Annotated in this window: 21 protein-coding genes, 3 tRNA genes and 1 pseudogene; 5 read left to right on the forward strand and 20 right to left on the reverse strand. The window is 68.5% G+C overall.

The features are described from left to right. Nucleotides 1–32: 32 nt before the first annotated feature. Nucleotides 33–428, reverse strand: coding sequence for a putative quinol monooxygenase (locus tag PSV23_RS01095; protein ID WP_300465665.1), 396 nt, complete (start codon nucleotides 426–428; stop codon nucleotides 33–35). Nucleotides 429–496: 68 nt separating this feature from the next. Between PSV23_RS01095 and PSV23_RS01100 the strand changes: the two genes are divergently transcribed. Both PSV23_RS01100 and PSV23_RS01105 read left to right on the forward strand, forming a co-directional pair. Beyond that, nucleotides 497–895 carry a DUF1489 domain-containing protein gene (locus PSV23_RS01100; RefSeq protein WP_300465666.1) on the forward strand — a complete coding sequence of 133 codons (399 nt, stop codon included), beginning with the start codon at nucleotides 497–499 and terminating at the stop codon, nucleotides 893–895. A gap of 136 nt (nucleotides 896–1,031) precedes the next feature. Continuing rightward, complete coding sequence (locus PSV23_RS01105; protein WP_300465667.1) at nucleotides 1,032–2,882, forward strand: patatin-like phospholipase family protein; 1,851 nt, start codon at nucleotides 1,032–1,034, stop codon at nucleotides 2,880–2,882. Nucleotides 2,883–3,120: 238 nt separating this feature from the next. Here the strand turns inward: PSV23_RS01105 and PSV23_RS01110 are convergent. From PSV23_RS01110 to murA, 14 genes and pseudogenes are all read right to left on the reverse strand, one after another. Then, nucleotides 3,121–3,567 (reverse strand): annotated as a pseudogene (locus tag PSV23_RS01110) (methyltransferase domain-containing protein); the annotation flags it as partial. A 28-nt stretch (nucleotides 3,568–3,595) separates the two neighbouring features. Further along, nucleotides 3,596–3,672 (reverse strand) — tRNA-His (locus PSV23_RS01115). Nucleotides 3,673–3,753: 81 nt separating this feature from the next. Continuing rightward, on the reverse strand, nucleotides 3,754–4,500 hold the full coding sequence (locus tag PSV23_RS01120; RefSeq protein ID WP_300465668.1) for a M48 family metallopeptidase: 747 nt from the start codon (nucleotides 4,498–4,500) through the stop codon (nucleotides 3,754–3,756). Between the two features lie 113 nt (nucleotides 4,501–4,613). Beyond that, nucleotides 4,614–5,327, reverse strand: a complete 714-nt coding sequence (locus tag PSV23_RS01125; RefSeq protein WP_300465669.1) for an energy transducer TonB — start codon at nucleotides 5,325–5,327, stop codon at nucleotides 4,614–4,616. A 12-nt stretch (nucleotides 5,328–5,339) separates the two neighbouring features. Next, complete coding sequence (locus tag PSV23_RS01130; RefSeq protein WP_300465670.1) at nucleotides 5,340–5,777, reverse strand: biopolymer transporter ExbD; 438 nt, start codon at nucleotides 5,775–5,777, stop codon at nucleotides 5,340–5,342. A 5-nt stretch (nucleotides 5,778–5,782) separates the two neighbouring features. Next, complete coding sequence (exbB, locus tag PSV23_RS01135) at nucleotides 5,783–6,685, reverse strand: tonB-system energizer ExbB (RefSeq protein ID WP_300465721.1); 903 nt, start codon at nucleotides 6,683–6,685, stop codon at nucleotides 5,783–5,785. A gap of 382 nt (nucleotides 6,686–7,067) precedes the next feature. Further along, nucleotides 7,068–7,143 (reverse strand) — tRNA-Phe (locus tag PSV23_RS01140). 64 nt (nucleotides 7,144–7,207) lie between these two features. Further along, entirely contained in the window at nucleotides 7,208–7,375 is a 168-nt protein-coding gene (locus tag PSV23_RS01145; protein ID WP_300465722.1) for a DNA gyrase inhibitor YacG, read from the reverse strand. After that, entirely contained in the window at nucleotides 7,375–8,397 is a 1,023-nt protein-coding gene (locus PSV23_RS01150; RefSeq protein ID WP_300465671.1) for a ribonuclease E/G, read from the reverse strand. The genes PSV23_RS01145 and PSV23_RS01150 overlap by 1 nt, the downstream gene beginning before the upstream one ends. Next, entirely contained in the window at nucleotides 8,394–8,969 is a 576-nt protein-coding gene (locus PSV23_RS01155; RefSeq protein WP_300465672.1) for a nucleoside triphosphate pyrophosphatase, read from the reverse strand. The genes PSV23_RS01150 and PSV23_RS01155 overlap by 4 nt, the downstream gene beginning before the upstream one ends. Nucleotides 8,970–8,979: 10 nt before the next feature. Further along, on the reverse strand, nucleotides 8,980–9,201 hold the full coding sequence (gene infA / locus PSV23_RS01160; RefSeq protein ID WP_013269122.1) for a translation initiation factor IF-1: 222 nt from the start codon (nucleotides 9,199–9,201) through the stop codon (nucleotides 8,980–8,982). Between the two features lie 104 nt (nucleotides 9,202–9,305). Continuing rightward, nucleotides 9,306–9,770 carry a UPF0262 family protein gene (locus PSV23_RS01165; protein ID WP_300465673.1) on the reverse strand — a complete coding sequence of 155 codons (465 nt, stop codon included), beginning with the start codon at nucleotides 9,768–9,770 and terminating at the stop codon, nucleotides 9,306–9,308. Further along, on the reverse strand, nucleotides 9,767–10,243 hold the full coding sequence (locus PSV23_RS01170; protein WP_300465674.1) for a DUF2948 family protein: 477 nt from the start codon (nucleotides 10,241–10,243) through the stop codon (nucleotides 9,767–9,769). Before PSV23_RS01170 ends, PSV23_RS01165 begins: the two co-directional genes overlap by 4 nt. Beyond that, nucleotides 10,233–11,522, reverse strand: coding sequence for a UDP-N-acetylglucosamine 1-carboxyvinyltransferase (murA, locus tag PSV23_RS01175; RefSeq protein WP_300465675.1), 1,290 nt, complete (start codon nucleotides 11,520–11,522; stop codon nucleotides 10,233–10,235). The genes PSV23_RS01170 and murA overlap by 11 nt, the downstream gene beginning before the upstream one ends. A 382-nt stretch (nucleotides 11,523–11,904) precedes the next feature. Here murA and PSV23_RS01180 point away from each other — a divergent pair. Further along, nucleotides 11,905–11,979: transfer RNA gene (locus PSV23_RS01180), tRNA-Thr, on the forward strand. 131 nt (nucleotides 11,980–12,110) lie between these two features. Here the strand turns inward: PSV23_RS01180 and PSV23_RS01185 are convergent. The 3 genes from PSV23_RS01185 to msrB form a co-directional block, all read right to left on the reverse strand. Further along, nucleotides 12,111–12,335 (reverse strand): hypothetical protein, encoded by a 225-nt coding sequence (locus tag PSV23_RS01185; RefSeq protein ID WP_300465676.1) that lies wholly within the window; start codon nucleotides 12,333–12,335, stop codon nucleotides 12,111–12,113. A gap of 201 nt (nucleotides 12,336–12,536) precedes the next feature. Then, a complete protein-coding gene (locus PSV23_RS01190) occupies nucleotides 12,537–13,133 on the reverse strand; it encodes a hypothetical protein (RefSeq protein ID WP_300465677.1) in 597 nt (198 codons plus the stop codon). 128 nt (nucleotides 13,134–13,261) lie between these two features. Further along, nucleotides 13,262–13,753, reverse strand: coding sequence for a peptide-methionine (R)-S-oxide reductase MsrB (gene msrB / locus PSV23_RS01195; RefSeq protein WP_300465678.1), 492 nt, complete (start codon nucleotides 13,751–13,753; stop codon nucleotides 13,262–13,264). 80 nt (nucleotides 13,754–13,833) lie between these two features. On the opposite strand from msrB, the gene PSV23_RS01200 reads away from it, so the two are divergent. Beyond that, on the forward strand, nucleotides 13,834–14,010 hold the full coding sequence (locus tag PSV23_RS01200; protein WP_300465679.1) for a hypothetical protein: 177 nt from the start codon (nucleotides 13,834–13,836) through the stop codon (nucleotides 14,008–14,010). Between the two features lie 62 nt (nucleotides 14,011–14,072). Here the strand turns inward: PSV23_RS01200 and PSV23_RS01205 are convergent, their stop codons facing one another. Further along, nucleotides 14,073–15,566 carry a hypothetical protein gene (locus PSV23_RS01205; protein WP_300465680.1) on the reverse strand — a complete coding sequence of 498 codons (1,494 nt, stop codon included), beginning with the start codon at nucleotides 15,564–15,566 and terminating at the stop codon, nucleotides 14,073–14,075. A gap of 221 nt (nucleotides 15,567–15,787) precedes the next feature. On the opposite strand from PSV23_RS01205, the gene PSV23_RS01210 reads away from it, so the two are divergent. Beyond that, nucleotides 15,788–17,770: an acetyl/propionyl/methylcrotonyl-CoA carboxylase subunit alpha gene (locus PSV23_RS01210; RefSeq protein ID WP_300465681.1), complete on the forward strand. Its 1,983-nt coding sequence runs from the start codon at nucleotides 15,788–15,790 to the stop codon at nucleotides 17,768–17,770. Nucleotides 17,771–17,827: 57 nt separating this feature from the next. Here the strand turns inward: PSV23_RS01210 and PSV23_RS01215 are convergent, their stop codons facing one another. Next, entirely contained in the window at nucleotides 17,828–19,099 is a 1,272-nt protein-coding gene (locus PSV23_RS01215) for a DUF4010 domain-containing protein (RefSeq protein ID WP_300465682.1), read from the reverse strand. Nucleotides 19,100–19,117: the final 18 nt, after the last annotated feature.

A 19,117-nucleotide genomic window follows, 5' to 3' on the forward strand; every position in this document is an offset into this window, starting at 1 on the left:
GTCCCCGCCTTCGCGGGATGCACGGCCGGGGTTCAGCCCGCTACCAACCCCACCCCGCCCATCGGGGTCGTAATCTGGGCATCGTCAAACGTCGCGATCAGCGGCATTCCCCGGCGGATCGCTTCCTTCACCGTCGGAACCTGCAACGAGGCCCGGTGCGACGCCTCGTCGGTCCAGACCTCGGTGACCCAGATGGCGGTCTCGTCAGCCGGGTCATGGGCGACGATGTAGCTGAGGCAGCCCGGCATGGTCCCGAGGCTCTCCAGCAGGATCGCCGTCAGGGCGTCGCGCTGGCCGGCCAGGGCCGTCATCTTGCCGATCAGTCCGTACATCGAAGCCACTTTCAGCCTGGCGTGGACGGGCGGCGCGAGGCCCAGGCTGGCCAGTCCCGCCAACCCCGCCGTCACGACTCGCCGGTTCACCCGCATGGCGATAAATCTAACGGCATTGGGCCCGCAGGTCTCCCGCCTCGCGCGGATAGTGCTAAAGCCCGGCCATGGCTCTCCACATGATCAAGCTGTGCGTCGGCGTCGCCAGGGTCGAGACGCTTGAGCGCCGCGCCGCCAAGGGTCAGTGGCTGACGGTCAACACCCGGATGACGCCCAAGCGCGCGGCCGAGCTTGAAGACGGCGGCTCGCTGTTCTGGGTCATGAAGGGCTCGGTCACCTGCCGCATGCCGATCCTCGACATCACCACCAAGGGCGAGGGCAAGACCTCGCACTGCCTGATCAAATTGTCCCCCGACGTGATCCGCACCGCGCCCCAGGCCCGCCGGCCCTTCCAGGGCTGGCGCTATCTGGAGCCGAAGGACGCGCCGATGGATCTGTCGACCCTGGACGCCGGCGAGGTGCCGCCCGAACTGGCGAAACAGCTGCGCGAGATGGGGGCGTGGTGAGAGTGGCTAGTGGCTAGTGGCTAGTGAAGGACGATCGCGATCCGCCGGCCCCGAAACAGACACCGACCTCACCAACCACTAGCCACTAGCCACTAGCCACTAATCACGCCGCCCGACTCCCCCTACGGTGCCGCCCATGCCCGCTCCCCGCTCCGACCGGCTTGAAGACGCCCTGCACCGCATCTTCGAGGGCGGCAAGAACACGCGCGCCAGCTGGTTCGCCCTGACGGGCGGAGAGACCCTGTTCGCAGAGGGCGACGGAGCCGACACCCTGTACCTGCTGCGCAGCGGCCGCCTCGGCGTCTTCCGCCGCGATCACGACGAGGACCGGCCGCCCCAGTTCGTCGGCGTCATCCGGCCTGGCGAGCCGGCGGGCGAGATGGCCATGCTGGCCGGCACCGTCCACACCGCCGACGTCGTCGCCCTGCGCGACTGCGAGGTCCTGGCCCTGCCCCGCGACGCCTTCTTCGAGGCCGCCCGCACCGAGCCCGACCTGATGGTCGAGCTGTCGCGGTTGATGATCCAGCGCGCGCGGGACCGCCGGTCCGGCGGGGGCGAGCCCAGCGTGTTCGGCTTCGTGTCCGCCCGCCCCCGCCCGATCCGCGCCTTCGTCGAACGCATCGCCGCGGCGATCGAGGCCGACGGCTTCACCTGCCAGGTCATCGACCATTCGGCGCTGGCCTCGGCGGCCGAGTGGTTCAGCCGGGTCGAGGACGCCCACGACTTCGTCCTCTATGTCGCCGAGCAGGACGAACCCGCCTGGGCCGCCCTTTGCGCGCGCCAGGTCGACCGCGTGTTCGTGGTCGGCGCCGGCCTGCTGGCGCCGCCCAACCGGCCCCTGCCCCACGCCGGGGTGCTGGACGCCCAGCGCCGCACCGACCTGATCCTGCTGCGCGACCCGCGCATGTCGCGGCCCGCCAACACCTCTGTCTGGCTGGACGCCGTCCAGCCGGGCCGGTGGTTCCAGTGCGTCGAGGGCGACCAGGCCGACGCCGACCGGATGGCGCGGGTCGTCACCGGCTCGGCGGTCGGCGTGGTCATGTCGGGCGGCGGCGCCCGGGCCTATTCCCACATCGGCGCCCTGAGGGCCCTGAAGGAAGCCCGTGTGCCGATCGACTTCGTCGGCGGATCGTCGATGGGGGCGGTGATCGCCGCCGGCCCCGCCCTCGGCTGGACGCAGGAAGAGCTGGAAGCGCGAATCCGCAAGGCCTTCGTGGAAAGCGACCCCTTGTCGGACCTGACCTTCCCCATGCTGGCCATGACCCGGGCGCACAAGGTCGACCGGCTGCTGCTCGAGGCCTATGGCGACATCGATCTGGCGGACCTGACCCGGCCCTTCTTCGCCGTTTCGACCAACCTGACCAGCGGCAGGATCGAGGTGCATCGGCGCGGGCTGATGCGACGGGCCATCCGCGCCTCGATCGCCATTCCCGGCCTGTTGCCGCCCATCGTCATGGATGATCAGGTGCTGGTCGATGGCGCCGTACTCAAGAACCTGCCAACCGATGTCATGCGTCAGATGCACAGCGGTCCGATCATCGGCATCGACATGTCTGAGGCGCGCGGCGTGGATGCGGCCCTGATCGAACACCCGCCGTCGATCTGGCGGCTGATCGTCACCGGGGCGTGGCGGCGCGGGCCGCCGATCGTCTCCATCCTGATGCGGTCGGCGACCCTGACCACGGATGCGGACATCGAGAGCTCGCGCGCGGCGACCGACATCCTGATCCAGCCCACGCCCGACGGGCTGGATATCCGCGACTGGAAGGGCTTCGACGCCGGTGTGGCCGCGGGCTATCAGGCCACCCACGAGGTGCTGGCCCTGCTGGACCGGCCGGTCACCGCCTTGCGCCGTCGCCGGTCGATCAGCGACGTCGCGCAATCAGAAACAGCCGCGGGAACGGCAACAGCGTCGCTCCGTCCGGACGTGCTGGCAAAACTTCGGCGAGGCGCGCGGCGAGGACGGAAAGAAAAGCCCGGCTCATAGACGGGTCGTCCGCCAGCGCCGACAGACAGGGCCGCAGGGCGGTCCCCTTCATCCACTCCAGCACGGGGTCAGGGCCGCCGAGGACATGCAGATAGCGCGTCGACCAGATATCGAGGCTGTCGCAGTCCAGGGCCAGCAGGTCGTAATAGATTTCGGCGGACAGCAGCGGCGCGATCGTCCCGACCCCGGCCAGACGGTCGGCCCACGGCCCCTGCCGCGCGACCTCCCTCATCACCGTGTGGTGGACGGTTTCATGGGCCATCGGCATCTGCACGGCGACGACGCCGCCCGGCGCGACGGCCTGCGCGAGGCGGGGAAACAGCGTGGCGTGATCCGGAACCCACTGCAGCGAGGCGTTGGCGACGATCAGGTCGGGCGGGACTTCGGGAACCCAGCCGGCCAGGTCGCCCGATCGCCAGTCGACATCGGGCCCCGCCGACCGCGCCTGATCCAGCATGGCCGCGCTGGAATCCAGCCCATGGACAACGGCCCCGGGGTGGCGTCGTTGCAGCTGGATGGCGTGCTGACCCGCGCCGCAGCCCAGGTCCCAGATCTCGCGCGGCGAAAGGTCTGGCGTCAGGCGCGCCAGCAGATCCTGGGCGGCGCGGTCGCGCTCGGCTTCGAACCGTTGATACTGCAGGGGATCCCAGCCCGTGTCGGGCCGCCGGCGGGACGTGTCGGTCATGCCGCGAACGCCCTCCACCAGGTGAGGATGGTACCGCCTCTCAGGCTTGAACTGAGGACCTCCGGTTCCACAAACCGGCGCTCTAACCAACTGAGCTAAGGCGGCGCAATCAGCGCGAGGGCGGTATCTACCGGGACAGCTCCGCCCGATCAAGCGACCGGGCGGGAATATTCGCCGCCCGTGGCCTCAGGTCCAGCCGCGGCTGGCGATATACTGCTCCAGCGCCGCGATGCGGGTGGAATCGGACGGGTGGGTCGAGGCGAACTCGGGGTTGGAATCCTGACGCTGTTGCGCCATCAGCCGCCACAGGGCGACGGCTTCCGACGGCTTGTAGCCGGCGCGCTGCAGGTAATCGACGCCGAGGCGATCAGCCTCCAGCTCATGATTGCGCGAGAAGGGCAGCAGGAAACCCAGCTGGGCTCCCAGCCCGCCGATAGCGCCCGCGGCGCGGCCGTAGTCGCCGGCCGCGCTCTGAACGCCGCTGAGCCCGATGTTGGTGAGCGCGGTCGTCGAGTAGCGCTCGGCGGCGTGACGCGCGATCACATGGCCGACCTCGTGCCCCAGTACGGTCGCCAGCTGGTCGTCGTTGCGAACCAGGGCCAGCAAGCCCGTCGTCACGCCGATCTTTCCCGACGGGAGGACGAAGGCGTTGGGGCTGTCGCTGACGAACAGGGCGTATTCCCAGCGACGGTCGGTCAGGCCCGCGGCCTGAACGATCCTGTCGCCCACACGACGGATGCGCGCATTTCCGGCGGCGTCGGACGACACCCGCTGCGTCCGCAGCGCCTCGGCCCAGGCGGCTTCGGACTGTTGCGTCAGCGCGCTGTCGTCGACGATCAGCAGCTGGTTGCGGCCCAGGGTCTCGTTATAGGCGCAACCGCCCAGGGTGGCGACGGAGCAGGCCAGCACGGCGGCGGCGGCGAGGGATCTCATGGTGCGTCTCCTGAATGGCGAGCCCGTAATGTCCGGCGCCGGGAAAGGCTCCGCGCAAAGAAAAACACCCCGGGGTTTCCCCCGGGGTGTTCCTTAGGTCGGGTCTCGAGGTCCTATCCGTCCGCGAGGCGGAAGCGAACCGTGAACCGCGCCTGGCCGCCCTGGGCCACACCGTCGACGGTGCGAGGCGAGAACCGGGCCCGGGACATCGAGCGCAGCGCCGCCTGGCCGAAGCCGGCGCCGGCCGGTTCTTCGGAGACGATGCTGCAGTTCGTCGCCGCGCCATTCGCGCCGACGGTGCAGAGCAGCGTCGCCGTACCAGACTCGATCCCGCGACTCTGGGCCCGTTCCGGGAATTCCGGCTGAGGCTGACGGCCCCACGTCACATTGTTGATGACGGCGGGACGCGGCGGGGCCGGCGGAGCCGGAGGCGGGGGCGGTCCGGGTACGATGACGGGCGGACCCGTATACTCGACCCGGTCCTCCTTCTTCGTCGGTTCGATCGGCAACGTCACCGGAGGCGGCGGAGCGTTCGGAACGGCGACCGGGGGACGCACCTGCAGCTTGGGCGGCGGGGGCGTGTCCGGCGGAGGCGGCGGCGGCGGGGGCGGGGGCGGGATCGGCTCGATGATCTCCACGTCGACCGCGTCGTCGGAGTAGTTGATCTCCTTCAACTTGAACCGCGCGTTGATGAAGTAGAAGGCCAGCACGGCGAACAGCAGGGCGACGATCAGCAGGCTGATCAGCAAGACCCCTGGCGGCACGCCGAACAGACCTTTCGGCTTCGGTGCGTCATACCTTGAGCGGTGATATTCAATGTCTGTCATGATTCACCAGCCTTACTGCGGCGCATTGTCTTCACCCACCAGGGCAACGCTGTAGAAGCCGTTGTCCTGCAGCGAATTCATGACCTGCATGAAGTCGCCGTAGCGGGTGCCGCGGTCGGCGCGGATGAAGATCCGCTCGTCCGCAGGATTGCGTCGACCGATCTGCCCCGTCAGTTCGGGACCGATCTGTTCCAATTCGACCGGGAAGTCGCCGAGATAGGCCCGACCATTGCTCGTGATCGAGATGTAGATCGGAACCGGCGGGTTCGTCTGGGGCGGAGCGACAGCCGTTGGCAACTTCACTTCCACGGAGGGGGTCGCCAGGGGCGCCGCCACCATGAAGATGATGAGCAGAACAAGCATGATGTCCACGAACGGCGTGACGTTGATCTCGCTGTTCTGCTCGACGTTGTACTTGCCGCCGCCGCCGCCCGAGAGTTTGGCGGCCATCTGGCTTACGCTCCCTTGTCGAGGTTACGCGAGATGGCGTTGGTCAGTTCGGCCGAGAAGCCGTCCGAACGCGTGCCGTACGCCGAGATGCGGGTGTTGAAGTAGTTGTAGAAGATAACCGCCGGGATGGCGGCGAACAGACCGATGCCGGTGGCCAGCAGCGCCTCGGCGATGCCGGGGGCGACGACGGCCAGGTTGGTCGTGTTGGTGTTCGCGATGCCGATGAACGAGTTCATGATGCCGTAAACGGTGCCGAACAGACCGATGAACGGACCGGTCGAACCCACCGAGGCGAGGAACTGCTGACCGCCCGAGAGGCGCTTGGCCAGGCCGGCCTGAACGGCGGCGACGGCTTGTTGCGAGCGCATCAGGGCCGAGTCGGCGTGATCGCCGGTGACCGAAAGACCCGCCTGACGCGACAGCTCGATTTCGTCGGTCGCCGCGGCGGCCATGTCGGCCAGCGGGTTGCCGTCGAACTCGTCCGCCGTCGCGACCTTGCGCATGTCGGCAATGGTGCGGGTCTGGCGGAAGGATTCGAGGAACTGGTCGGTCTTGCGGTTCAGCGAGCCGAACTCGAAGATCTTGATGAGCAGCAGGACCCAGGTGAAGACCGATGCGAGCAGAAGGCCCACCATCACGGTCTTAACGACCGGGTCGGCGTCCATGAACATGCTGGCCGGGGTCATCTTGCCGTGGTTTTCACCACCGACGACCGCGGGATCGGCGGCGTCAGCAGCCGGAGCAGCGGCCGGGGCGGCGGCGACGGCGTCAGCGGCCGGGGCCGCTGCGACGGCGGCCGGATCGGCTGCGGGGGCGGGGGCATCCTGCGCGAGAACCGGCGTACCAGCCATGAGGACGGCGGCGCCGGCCATGGCCAGGAGGATGTTGGTTTTCTTGATATCGAACATAGTTCGCCAGTTCCTGCTGTGTTGGTCTGACTGTGGAACCCAAAAGAAACGGCCGCAGACGACGACCGCTCTCGATGAAATTCTCGCCCGCAGCGACAGGGTCAAAGGACCCCGGTCTGCGGAACGCCTGCTGACGCTTCCGGTTGCCAAATGGCTTCCGGCGCGGCGCCGACGAACCGGGGAAACCGTTTTCCCCTCCCCGCCGACCGCCCGCAAAGGAAAGCGGTCAAGCTCCTTTGGCGAACGCATACCAGAGCGTCAAGTGCGGGACGGCGCTTTTCCCCTCGCGGGGGAGCCAACGCCCCGATCACTGAACATCAGGGCCGAAAGCGACAATTTCGTGATGGCGGCGGGCGCCGCTCCGGCGTCGACAGGGAGGCGGTGGTGCCTGGGGGCGGATTCGAACCACCGACACGTGGATTTTCAATCCACTGCTCTACCAACTGAGCTACCCAGGCGCACGCTTCGCGGCGCGGAGGCGGCGTCTATAGGCGAGCGGTTCGGGGGTGTCCAGCCGTGAGATCAGTCTTCTTCCGGGTCGTCCGTCGGGACGTCCCCACCACTGTCCGGCAGGACGTATCCGCCGGTGAACCAGCGCTGCAGATCCACATCGGCGCAACGTTTGGAGCAGAACGGCTTGTATTTGTCGTCCGCCGGGTGGCGACGACAGATGGGGCAGGTCGCCATGATCACTCCGCTTCGACGACGTGTTCGCTGATCCGCAGGCTGTCGTCAGGCTTCAGATGGGCGCGCGGCCCCAGTTGCGCCACCAGCGGCGCGGCCAGTCTGGCGACCTGATCGGGGCATCGCGCGGTGACCCGGGCGCGGGTCGTGTCAGATAGTAGTTCGAATTTGATCCGGCGCGTCACTTCCTGCGCGGCCTGATGAGGCCAGAAGGCCTGGAGATGCGGATCCCGATAGAGGATCTCCTCCAGCGGCGTGCGTTCCCAGGGCAGGGCCAGCTGCAGCACGCCGAACCGGTTGACCGGCCCGTAGACGATCCTCGGATCATCGCCGAACGCCGCCTTCGCCGCCTTCAGGATCGCCGCACCGTCGTGGCCCACGCCGATCAGGTCGATCGCCACCAGTCCGCCCCAGCGCCTCAGCCGGATCGCGCGGGCCGCCTCCAGCAGTCCCCGGCGATTCGCCGCGTCCCGTTCCCGACCCCTGGCCATGTCATGGCTGTTCAGATCGATGTCGACCGTGACCATGGCCCGGGTCCGCTCGACGGCGATCGAACCGCCTTGAATGACGGGATGGGTCCGTGAGTCCTCGACGGCGGCCCAGCCGGCCTCGATGGCCGCCTTGCCGGTCACCGGCGTGACGCCGGGCGCCAGCCGGGCCAGCGTTTCCGCCAGCGGCGGCGCGGGCGTCAGCAGACGCGGTTCGCCGCTGGCGGGCCCGATCCACCGCACCACCGGCGTCTTCATTGCGCGGCGCTCGGAGACCACCTCGACCTCGACCTTGGCCCCCACGGGCGCATCCAGCCCGCCTCGCAGGGACATGAAGGCCTCGCCGCCGGGGCCCAGATCGACGAAGGCGCCCTTCAGGCCGGGAGCCGCCTGACGCACGCGCGCCACCGAACGCGCACCCAGCCGCGTCTGCGGGTCGTCGCGCCCGCTCTCGATCAGCAGGTGTTCGAAATGGCCGTCCCGCCGGATGGCGGCCCTCAGTTCGCCCGGCGTGTCGTCGAGGAAGACCTCGACGCTCACGCCCGCCAGCCCGCGCCGTTCAGCAGATTGACCGTCTCGAACAGCGGCAGGCCCATGACGGCGGGATAGCTACCGACCAGACGGGTGACGAAGGCCCCTGCCCGGCCCTGAATGCCGTAGCCGCCCGCCTTGCCGCGCCATTCGCCCGAGGCGACATAGGCGGCGATCTCGGCGTCGGACAGGACCTTGAACGACACCCGGGTGTCGACGACCCGGTGCGTGGTCCGCACCCCGGCGGTGACCGCCACGCCGGTGAAGACCCGGTGGTTGCGGCCCGACAGCAGTTTCAGGAACCGGACGGCCTCGGCCTCGTCGGCCGGCTTCTCCAGCAGCCGGCGGCCCACGGCCACCACCGTGTCGGCGGCCAGCACCACGGCGTCCGGCGCCCCCGCCGCCACGGCCTCGGCCTTGGACACAGCCAACCGCGCGGCCAGACGCGTCGGCGTCTCGTCCCTCAGCGGCGTTTCGTCGATGTCGGCGGGATCGACCCGGTCGGGCGTGATCCCGACCAGCGCCAGCAGTTCGATGCGGCGCGGACTGGCCGAAGCCAGCACGAGTTCAGGACGCGACAAGCGCGCGCCCTTACTTGAAGCGGTAGGTGATGCGGCCCTTGGTCAGGTCATAGGGCGTCATCTCGACCAGGACCTTGTCGCCGGCCAGCACGCGGATGCGGTTCTTGCGCATCTTGCCGGCGGTGTGGGCGATGATCTCGTGGTCATTCCCCTCGAGCAGCACGCGGAAGGTCGCGTTCGGCAGCAGTTCGCTGACGACGCCGGGAAACTCGAGCAGTTCTTCCTTAGCCATGCGGCCTCTCGCGCCCAGTGAATACGAGTCTGGACGCGCGCCGGGCGAAAGCGCGCGTCGTCAAAGAGCGGGCCTAATGCCCGAAAACGCCGGGATAGTCGAGATCAACCGCGCCGGTACAGCGCCGTCACCAGGGTGAACAGCCGCCGGGCCGTCTCGTGGTCGATGGCGATCTTGCCGTCCAGCCGGGCTTTCAGCAGTTCGGCCCCTTCATTGTGCAGGCCGCGCCGGCCCATGTCGACCGCCTCGATCTGGGCCGGGGAGGTCCCGCGCAGGGCTTCGTAATAGCTGTCGCAGATCAGGATATAGTCGCGGATCACCCCTTTCAGCGGCGTCAGCGACAGGCCATGTGCCCGGTTGAACCCCGGCCCCGTGATGTCGAACACCAGCTTGGTGTCCAGCAGCGACAGCTTCAGCGCATAGGGGCCGCCCGCCGCGCCGGCCGGTTCGAAGCTGTTTTTCTCGACCAGGTCGAAAATCGCCACCCGCCGCTCATGCTCGATCTCGGCAGTCGCGGCCGGCAGGGTCGCGGCGTCCAGATCCACCGAAGCGAGGCGGTGCTCGCTCACGCGGGGTCCGCCTCTTCCGACAGATGGGTCGGCGCGTTCTTGGCGGGCCAGCGCTCGGACAGGTCCGTCAGCACGGCGTCCATGCATTCGACGTCGATCCGCAGGTCGCCGCCGCCCGCGAACATCAGGATGACACGGCCGCCCGGCGCCTCGTCCGGCACGAAATCCATGGCCAGCAGCTCCAGCGCGCTTTCGGGCAGGCGCGGCAGGCGGCGGCTCTTGACCGCCACCACGTCGCCGAACTGCATCGCCGCCATCACCCGGGTGCCGCCGCATTCCCAGCAGAACCGGCTGAGCTTCAGAGTCACCCGCCGCGCCGCCGGCTCCCAGACGATGTCGACCGGACGCAGGATCGCGTCCTGCAGCGCCGCCGAGATGATGTGCAGGTCGTCTGCGTCCTCGACCAGCAGACGCAAGGGTTCCGGCGGCGTCGCCGCCGCGTCGGCCTCGTGCTCCTGCGCCTCAGTGGTCATTCCCGTCGTCCTTGATGCGCCGGATCTGCGCTCCGCAGGCGCTCAGCTTTTCTTCCAGCCGTTCGAAGCCGCGGTCCAGATGATAGACACGGCCGACCGTGGTCTCGCCCTCGGCCGCCAGGCCCGCGATCACCAGGCTGACCGAGGCCCGCAGGTCGGTCGCCATGACCGGCGCGCCATGCAGCACGGGCACGCCCCGCACCACCGCCTCGCCGGCGTGGACCGAGATGTCAGCCCCCAGTCGCGCCAGCTCGGGCGCGTGCATGAAGCGGTTCTCGAAAATGTTCTCGTGAATGACGCTGTCGCCCTCGGCCGTCGTCATCAGGGCCATGAACTGGGCCTGCAGATCGGTGGCGAAGCCCGGATAGACCTCGGTTGCCACATCGACCGCCTTCAGCCGCACCGCCGGATCGCGCTTTACGATCACGCCGTCCGCCGTCGGCGTGATCTCCACTCCCGCCTCGACCATCTTCTCGCTCAAGGCCGTCATCAGTTCGGGACGGGCCTTCGTCAACCGCACCTCGCCCCCGGCCATGGCGGCCGCCACGGCGTAGGAACCCATCTCGATCCGATCCGGAATCACCGACCAGGTCACGCCGCCCAGCGACGGGACGCCGGTGATGACCAGTTCGTCGGTGTCGATTCCGTCCACCCGGGCGCCCATCGCCGTCAGGCAGCGCGCCAGATCGCCGATCTCGGGCTCCCGCGCGGCGCGTTTCAGCACCGTCACCCCATCGGCCAGCACCGCCGCCAGCAGGGCGTGTTCGGTCGCCCCGACCGAGACGAACGGAAACTCGATCTCCGCCCCCTTCAGGCCGTTCGGCGCACGAGCGGTGACATAGCCTTCGTCCAGCTCGATCTCGGCGCCGAGCGCCGTCAGCGCCTGCAGATGCAGATCGACCGGCCGCGCGCCGATGGTGCAGCCGCCGGGCAGCGACACCTTGGCCTCGCCGGTGCGCGCCAGCAGCGGCCCCAGCACATTGAACGAGGCCCGCATCTGCCGGACCAGATCGTAGGGCGCGAACGTCGAGGCGATCCGGCCTGAGTGGAACAGCGTCTCCTGCCCGTCGGCGCCGTCCCGCTCGGTGACCTCGACGCCCAGCTCGCGCAGGAGGCGGCCAAGAAATTTCGTGTCCGCGAGGCGCGGCATGTTGGTGAGCAGCAGCGGCTGATCGGTCAGGATCGACGCGGCCATCAGCTTGAGGGCGGAGTTCTTGGCGCCGCTGATCGGAATGCTTCCGTTCAGCCGGGCGCCGCCGGTGATGGCGATACTGTCCATGTCGTCTCTTGCGACCCCGTGCAGAGCGCAAGGGGGGATCGGCTATCTAGCGCGGACGGCTGCGGTTGCGAAAGGCCGACGGCGGCGCCGGCGATGACATTCAGTTGCGCGGCGTTGCCGGCTTGACCGCCCTGCTCGCGGCCTTGCGGCGTCTCAGATTGTCGCGAAGCGCCGTGGACAGCCGCTGGGCGCGGGCTGTGGCGGGAGTTTTCGCCGGGGCCAGCGGATCCGGCAGGCTTGTCGGCAGTTGGGGCTGAGGCCCTGCGATCTTCGACTCATCCATGGGTCGAAGAGAGCCCGCGTCGAACTTTTCCGCAAGCGGGCGCATTCTGGGCTTCCCCCATTGTCCCCGGTTGGCTATAGGGCCGCTTCCTCAGATCAGGCCGCCGTAGCTCAGTGGTAGAGCGCATCCTTGGTAAGGCTGAGGTCGTGGGTTCGATTCCCCCCGGCGGCACCACTCTGAAACCCTTACGGGGCCTGACTTTCGCGGTCAGGCCCCGTTTGCTTTTCGGGGCCTCGGGAACCGTGACTCAACAAAAAAACCCCGCCGGCGACGCCGGCGGGGCTTTCGTTATTCTGAGCCCAGGCTCAATCGCTTTCGGAATCGTCATCCGTGGCGACGACGACAACGCCGATCAGGACGGCGGCGCCGATCAGCAGAACCGGCAGCGGCACGCCGGCGAACTCGCTGGATTCCGCCGTCGAGGCGCCGATGCGGTCGCCAACGCGAGCGGCGGCGTTGGTGTTGGCTGCGGCCGCTTGACCGGCGATGAGCAGCAGGCCCGCCGTAACGGCGGCGATGGTTTTCTTCATGTGATGACTCCGGTAGCCGTGGTTAGAAGGCAGGCGACCCACCCTGACGGTGAATCGAAGGGTGTCATGCCATACAACTATCGGCATTGCGAGCCGGTTGCCGACAATAAGCTTGGCCGTGGCCACGGAAGCTCAGTGGCCCGCGGATCGCCATGGCTCCCGCTTAAGGTGAAAGGCTGAACTGCCTGTCGGGCGCAGTCGTCAGTGTTCCGAGCGTTCCAGCTGAACCAGCGGTCGCCTGTCCGGCGGTCCATCGGGCCGCATGACCCGGGACTCGAACCGGGCCGCCGCGCCGGGGCGATATCCCGGGAAGACGTAGCCGCTGTCGTCGAACGCCGCCCCGCCGTAGGTCTGGCCCAGGGCGTAGCCGTCCCCATAACCATAGCCATAGCCATAGCCATAGCCGCCATAGGGGTAGCCGTTCTCGGTCTGGCGGTAGCTCAGGCTCAACCGGCCGTGCTCGCCCAGCGGCAGGGAGACCGCCGCGCCGTAGTCGCGATAGCCTCCCGTGCCGACGCTGATGCTGACCTCGCCATGCGGCAGGCCGTCGTCCAGCGGCTCGCCCCGATCCCGGGCATAGGGGGTGTCGTCCACGGACCGCGAGGCGATCCAGCGATCGATCTGTTCGTCGGTGGTCAGATTGTGGGGCACGCCCGCCTGGGCCGCACCCTCGACCGACGGCGCGAGCGGCCGGGTCGTCGCCGCCAGATCGACGGAGGTGGCGGGAGCGGTGGCCACCACGCCGTCCGGATCACCGGTCGTCAGGGCTCCGGCCATCAGCAGTGCGGTGATCAGCATGCGCCCAACTCCAGTACAAAAGGCAGACTAGCCCCAAATAAGGCCTGAGCGTGATCCCGAAAAGCGTCCGCGGTTTCGGGGCGCGATCACGCACCCCCAAAACCCTCCGGCGCGAAAGCGCCCGGGGGTCAGGCCTTGCCGTCGCCGCGGCCCAGGGGGTCCGGCAAGGGCGATCCCTCCGGCACGAAGCTGAGCGCTGCCGAATTGATGCAATAGCGCAGACCGGTCGGCCCGGGCCCGTCGGGAAAAACATGCCCCTGATGACTGTCGCAGCGGGCGCAACGGGTCTCGACCCGGCTCATGCCGTACGACCGGTCGGTGATCGCGGTCACATGCGTCGGATCGACGGGCTCGGTGAAGCTGGGCCAGCCGGTGCCGCTCTCGAACTTGGTCCCCGTGCGGAAAAGCGGCAGGCCGCATTCGCGGCAGCAGAACACCCCTGCCCGCTTCTCGCCCAGCAAGGTCCCGCAGAACGGGGCCTCGGTGCCGTGCGCCAGCAGGACGCGCTTCTCCTCGGCCGTCAGATCAGCCTCCAGCGCCACGCGCTGACTCTCGCTGGGCGGCGTCAGGTCGTAGCCTGTCGGGGACCTCGGGGTCGGGGCGATGTCGGGGTCTGTCATTCCCTGCAGGTAGGGGGCGGCCGGGACATTCGCAAACCCGGTCTCCGGAACCGGGTCCCCGGGCGCGTCGTTCCCTAGCCATGAGTGACAAGCCCGACCCTGACCTGATCGTTGACCCGCTGACGCCCAGGGCGAAGCACGGGGTCGTCGTGGTCAAGGACCCGCCGGAGGCGGCCATGAACCTGACGGCCGACGCGGCCGAGATCTCCGGACTACGCCTGATCGACGCCGCGGACCGGGCGCGAGAGCGCGACTGACGCAAGCAGAAGGGCCGGCCAGGGTTTCCCTGACCGGCCCCACCGTGTCTCCGCAGGCTGGATCAGCCGCCGAACAGGCTGCCCACCCAGGTCCGCACCGCGGTCTCGTCGGCGGGGTTGCCCGTGTAGGCCAGGCCCTGCGCGGGGGTGTAGGGCTGGTTGTTGGGGCGCGGACGCGAGGTCCAGGCCTTGTGGCCGTAGCTGAGGTCCGAATAGTTCGACGGCAGACGCATCACCGTCGGCTCGACGAAGATCGAGTCGGTGGCCGTGGTCGAACCGGCGATGCGCACGTTCGGCAGCTTGGACAGCAGGTCCAGCGTGTCGAGGCACCCGCCCGAGCAGCCGGCGTCGACCAGAACGATCACCGGACCCTGCACGGGATTGGGGGCTCCGGTGTCGGCCACGGCGGCGCGACCCGCCAGGGTGAAGGTCGGCTGTCCGGCGGCGATGGCGGCGTCGAAGGCGGCCACGATCTCCCGGGTCTGTTCGATCACCGGACCGGCTTCCTGCACGAATTGCGGATCAGCCTCCATGCGGCCGAGGGCGGCGGCGTACCAGTCGCGGTTGCCCTGGGTGGCGCGGTAGGTCAGTTCGCCGGCGGCGGGCTGGCGGCTGACGGTGAACTCCGGGGTCCAGATGCGGTTGGCCAGGCCGTAGCCCCGCGCGGTCGAGGAGTTCAGGCCGGTGCCCGAGGCGGCGCGCAGATCCAGCACGAAGCCCTGAGGCCCGCGCAGGGTCGCGGCCTGGCCCTCGACGGCGGCGTTGAACGCCTGCCAGCCGGAGCCGTCGGCGAAGGAGTGCACATGCACCCATGGCCGTCCGTTGACGGTCTCGACCGCCAGCGGCGTCGCCGGGGGCATGTAGACGGTGGCGCGATAGGCGGCCTCGAGGTCTCCGGCGACAACCGGGATCGGGCGAATCTGGAGTTCACGCGGACGGCCGCGGCCCGACTGGAAACTGCACACCGACGGCACGCCTGCGGCGAAGGGGTTGTTGCGGTTCCAGAACAGATAGGGCGCCGAGGTCACCCGGCCGGCCTCGGTTTCAAGATTGCCTTCCCACAGGTCCAGCTTCTTGCGGGCGAATTCCTCGATCGGGGTCAGGTTGCAGTCAACCACCGCGTCGCCGATGCGCGGCGCGCCGCGCGTGCCCGGCTTCACATAGGTGACGACATATTTGCCGCCCCGCCAGCCGGTGGTGAAACCAGGCCAGCTGGTGCCGAAATAGGGCCCCATGCCCTCGAAGGTCGGGGTGATGGCGATGTTGGAGTCGCGGAAGCCCGCCGCATAGTAGCGCATCAGATAGGCGTGGGCGTCGCCGCTGTTGGCCTGACCCGCGCGGCCCAGTGCATCCTGCAACCCCGTGTCGAGCCAGCCGCGGAAGGTCTGGCTCGCGGCGCCGGACACGGCGGGCGCCGGATGGTTGGCGGCCAGCTCATCGTGAGCCCTCTGCAGGTCCTGTCGGGCCAGGGCGCGGAAGTCCTGCGCCGCGACCGATCCGGCGGTCATCGCCAGGGTCAGGGCCGCAGCAGCGGCGAAAGTAAGCATGCGGGACATCAGTCGGGCTCCGGGCCAAAAAAAGCGGGACGGGGGAGAGGACGAAAATGAACGGGCGTCGATGAACAGGACTGGAACGGCTTTAACCCCATCGATATGGGCTTTGCCAAGCCCGAACGCCGACCGGTTGAAAGCCCCTTTGGTTTACTCACGCCAGATCGCGGCCTAATCGGGGCAGCCGCTTCACGCCGCGATCACGTTCGCCTCAGATTCAAAGACACATGTTCTCCAAAATCCTGATCGCCAATCGCGGCGAAATCGCCGTCCGCATCATCAAGACCTGCCGCCGGATGGGCATCAGGACGGTGCAGGTCTATTCCGAGGCCGACGCCGGTTCCCTGGCGGTCGAGATGGCCGACGAATCCGTGCTGATCGGCCCCGCGCCCGCCGCCCGGTCCTATCTGCTGCAGGACCGGATCGTCGACGCCGTGCGCCGGACGGGAGCCGAGGCGGTCCACCCCGGCTTCGGCTTCCTCAGCGAGAACGCCTCGTTCGCGCGCCGGCTCGAGGCCGAGGGCATCACCTTCATCGGCCCCAACCCCCACGCCATCGAGGCCATGGGCGACAAGATCACCTCCAAGAAATTCGCCGCCGAGGCGGGGGTCTCCACCGTCCCGGGCCACATGGGCCTGATCGAGACGACGGAACACGCCGTCGAGATCGCCAACCAGATCGGCTATCCGGTCATGATCAAGGCCTCGGCGGGCGGCGGCGGCAAGGGCATCCGCGTCGCCCATTCCGATGACGACATGGCCGAGGGCTTCGCCGCCGTGAAGGCCGAGGCGCTCAACGCCTTCGGCGACGACCGCGTCTTCCTTGAGAAATTCATCATCGACCCGCGCCACATCGAGATTCAGGTGCTGGGCGACAAGCACGGCAACGTCGTCCACCTGTTCGAGCGCGAATGCTCGATCCAGCGCCGCAATCAGAAGGTCATCGAGGAGGCCCCCTCTCCCCTCCTCGACCCCGGGACCCGCGCCGCCATGGGCGCCCAGGCCGTCGCCCTGGCCAGGGCAGTGAACTACGACAGCGCCGGCACGGTCGAGTTCGTCGCCGGTCAGGATAAATCGTTCTTCTTCCTCGAGATGAACACAAGACTTCAGGTAGAACATCCGGTCACCGAACTGATCACCGGGGTCGATCTGGTCGAGCAGATGATTCGCTCGGCATGGGGCGAGACGCTGGCGTTCCGGCAGGACGATCTGAAGATCAACGGCTGGGCCATCGAGAGCCGGATCTATGCCGAGGATCCCTACCGCGGCTTCCTGCCGTCGATCGGCCGGCTCATCAGATATGAGCAGCCGGAAGAGGGTCCGCACGAGGACGGCTATACGGTGCGCAATGACTCCGGCGTCCGCGAGGGCGACGAGATCTCGATGTTCTACGACCCCATGATCGCCAAGCTGTGCGCCTGGGGTCCGACCCGCGACGCCGCCCTGACCGGCATGGCCCGGGCGCTGGAGGACACCCACCTGCAGGGCGTCGGCCACAACATACCGTTCCTCTCGGCCGTCATGGACCAGCCGCGGTTCCGCGGCGGCAATATCTCGACCAGCTACATCAAGGACGAATTCCCCGACGGCTTCCACGGCCTCCAGCCCGACGCGCGCCAGACCCGCATCATGGTCGCCGCCGCTGTCGCCATGAACGAGATCGCCGCCGAACAGGCCGGCGACCCGTCCGACCGCACCGACTGGGTCGTGCTGATCGACAAGACCCCCCACGGCGTCGATCTGTCGTACGACGCCGACGAGGCCCTGCTGCTGGCCTTCACCGGCGGCGGCCACGCCCGGCTGACGGAGATCGACTGGCGCCCGGGCCTGGCCCAGTTCCGCGCCGAGCTGGACGGCGAGCCCTTCACCGCCGAGGTCGCCCGCGTCGCCGATGGTTTCATCATCCGCCACCGCGCGGCCCGCGCCCGCGTCCGGGTCCTGACCCCGCACACGGCCGAGCTTTACGCCCGCCTGCCGGAAAAGGTCGCCGCCGACACCTCGAAACTGGTCGTCTCCCCCATGCCCGGCCTCGTCGTCGCCATTCCCGTGACCGTGGGCCAGGAGGTCAAGACCGGCGAGACCGTCGCCATCATCGAGGCCATGAAGATGCAGAACATCCTCAAGGCCGAACGCGACGGCGTGGTGAAGGCCGTCAGCGCCGCCGCCGGCGACCCGGTGGCCGCGGATGATGTGCTGGTGGAGTTCGGATAGGGCTGCCTGGCGCCAGATCCGAAGTTCATTCCGGCGCGCGAAACGGACAGTGACGCATCAAGGCTGCTGCCCGATCGGGAGCCATGCGCCTTCGCCGGTCAGGACTTCCACGATCCCACCCATCCAGAGGCCCGTAATCAGCAGCAGGACGCCGATGGTCACCTGGCGCCCGTAGGCTCGTCCCCCCGCCATAATGGCTGTCGGAATCTTGACGGCCATGTTGGTGGTTAGCGCCAGGACCACCCCGATCGCGGCTGGGGCCATCGCCATCCGCCCTCCTTCCAGAAGCGTGGCCATGGACACCGAAGCCGCCTGCGCATCGGCGAGACCCAGCACCGTGGCGCCAATCAGGGCTCCAGGGGCCCCGAGCCAGCGGATGAGCAGTTCGGCGACAAGGCTGAAGGCCCCCATCAGGGCCACGAACAGGAGAACCGCTCCGCCGTTGAAGGTCCGGCCGAGGGTTTCACCGCTTGCTGTGTTCGGCGTGCGGCGCACGAGCCATACGGCGTAGACGAGCATCAGGAGGGCGGACAGGCCCAAAGGGATCGCCAGGGCGACGATGAGGGGCGGGCTGACGGCTGCAATGAGCGCCAGGAGATAGCCAAGGCTGCCGATCATGGAGGCGATGGCGCCCGCCGCGCTGGCTGCCGTCAGATCAGGTTGAGTCCTGGCGCGCGCCCCCATGGCGGCGACCGTGGCCGTGCTTGAGACAAGCCCCGAGGCGAGGCCGGCGATCAGCAGCCCATACCGCCCGCCCAGCAGACGCTGTGCGACATGGCCCAGGAAGCCGAGCGCCATCCCCACCACGGCGAGACGCCAGAGGGTGAAGGGATTGAGCAGGCCGAACGGATCGACCGGTCGATTGGGCAGGAGGGGAAGAATGACCAGGGCCGCGATCGCGATAACCAGGGCGTCCAGGAGTTCCTGCTCCGTGATCCGGTCACGCACCAGGCTGTGCAATTGCCCCCGAAACGCCAGCAAGGCGGCAACCACGACGCCGACTCCCAGCGCGACGGAGGGCCGGGTCTGCGCCAGAACTCCAAGGGCGTAGGTCACGACAAGCGCCACCTCGCCGGTGAGTCCGGGATTCCTGCGATCTCCGAGCCAATAGGCCGCGAGGGCGCCGAGGGCGACAAAGCCCCCGGCCAACAGGACAAGGCCGGGATCGCCGATCAGGGCCGCAACACCGCCCAACAGTCCAACCAGTCCAAAGGTGCGCAACCCGGCCGCCGCACGGGTTCTGCCATCACCCTTGCGCCGTTCGCGCTCGAGGCCGATCAGCAGTCCGATCGCCAATGCCACCACCAGCGGCCATTCGGGTCGGTTCAACCAGGGCGCGGGGTCATG

Origin of the sequence: Brevundimonas sp., from assembly GCF_029946145.1 — a bacterium.
Lineage (GTDB): Bacteria > Pseudomonadota > Alphaproteobacteria > Caulobacterales > Caulobacteraceae > Brevundimonas.

Bases quoted from the DNA above. Each gene is read 5' to 3' on its own strand.
- PSV23_RS01095 (WP_300465665.1), bottom strand. From the start codon at position 428: ATGCGGGTGAACCGGCGAGTCGTGACGGCGGGGTTGGCGGGACTGGCC.
- PSV23_RS01100 (WP_300465666.1), top strand. From the start codon at position 497: ATGGCTCTCCACATGATCAAGCTGTGCGTCGGCGTCGCCAGGGTCGAG.
- PSV23_RS01105 (WP_300465667.1), top strand. From the start codon at position 1,032: ATGCCCGCTCCCCGCTCCGACCGGCTTGAAGACGCCCTGCACCGCATC.
- PSV23_RS01120 (WP_300465668.1), bottom strand. From the start codon at position 4,500: ATGAGATCCCTCGCCGCCGCCGCCGTGCTGGCCTGCTCCGTCGCCACC.
- PSV23_RS01125 (WP_300465669.1), bottom strand. From the start codon at position 5,327: ATGACAGACATTGAATATCACCGCTCAAGGTATGACGCACCGAAGCCG.
- PSV23_RS01130 (WP_300465670.1), bottom strand. From the start codon at position 5,777: ATGGCCGCCAAACTCTCGGGCGGCGGCGGCGGCAAGTACAACGTCGAG.
- exbB (WP_300465721.1), bottom strand. From the start codon at position 6,685: ATGTTCGATATCAAGAAAACCAACATCCTCCTGGCCATGGCCGGCGCC.
- infA (WP_013269122.1), bottom strand. From the start codon at position 9,201: ATGGCTAAGGAAGAACTGCTCGAGTTTCCCGGCGTCGTCAGCGAACTG.
- PSV23_RS01170 (WP_300465674.1), bottom strand. From the start codon at position 10,243: ATGACCACTGAGGCGCAGGAGCACGAGGCCGACGCGGCGGCGACGCCG.
- murA (WP_300465675.1), bottom strand. From the start codon at position 11,522: ATGGACAGTATCGCCATCACCGGCGGCGCCCGGCTGAACGGAAGCATT.
- PSV23_RS01185 (WP_300465676.1), bottom strand. From the start codon at position 12,335: ATGAAGAAAACCATCGCCGCCGTTACGGCGGGCCTGCTGCTCATCGCC.
- PSV23_RS01190 (WP_300465677.1), bottom strand. From the start codon at position 13,133: ATGCTGATCACCGCACTGCTGATGGCCGGAGCCCTGACGACCGGTGAT.
- msrB (WP_300465678.1), bottom strand. From the start codon at position 13,753: ATGACAGACCCCGACATCGCCCCGACCCCGAGGTCCCCGACAGGCTAC.
- PSV23_RS01200 (WP_300465679.1), top strand. From the start codon at position 13,834: ATGAGTGACAAGCCCGACCCTGACCTGATCGTTGACCCGCTGACGCCC.
- PSV23_RS01205 (WP_300465680.1), bottom strand. From the start codon at position 15,566: ATGTCCCGCATGCTTACTTTCGCCGCTGCTGCGGCCCTGACCCTGGCG.
- PSV23_RS01210 (WP_300465681.1), top strand. From the start codon at position 15,788: ATGTTCTCCAAAATCCTGATCGCCAATCGCGGCGAAATCGCCGTCCGC.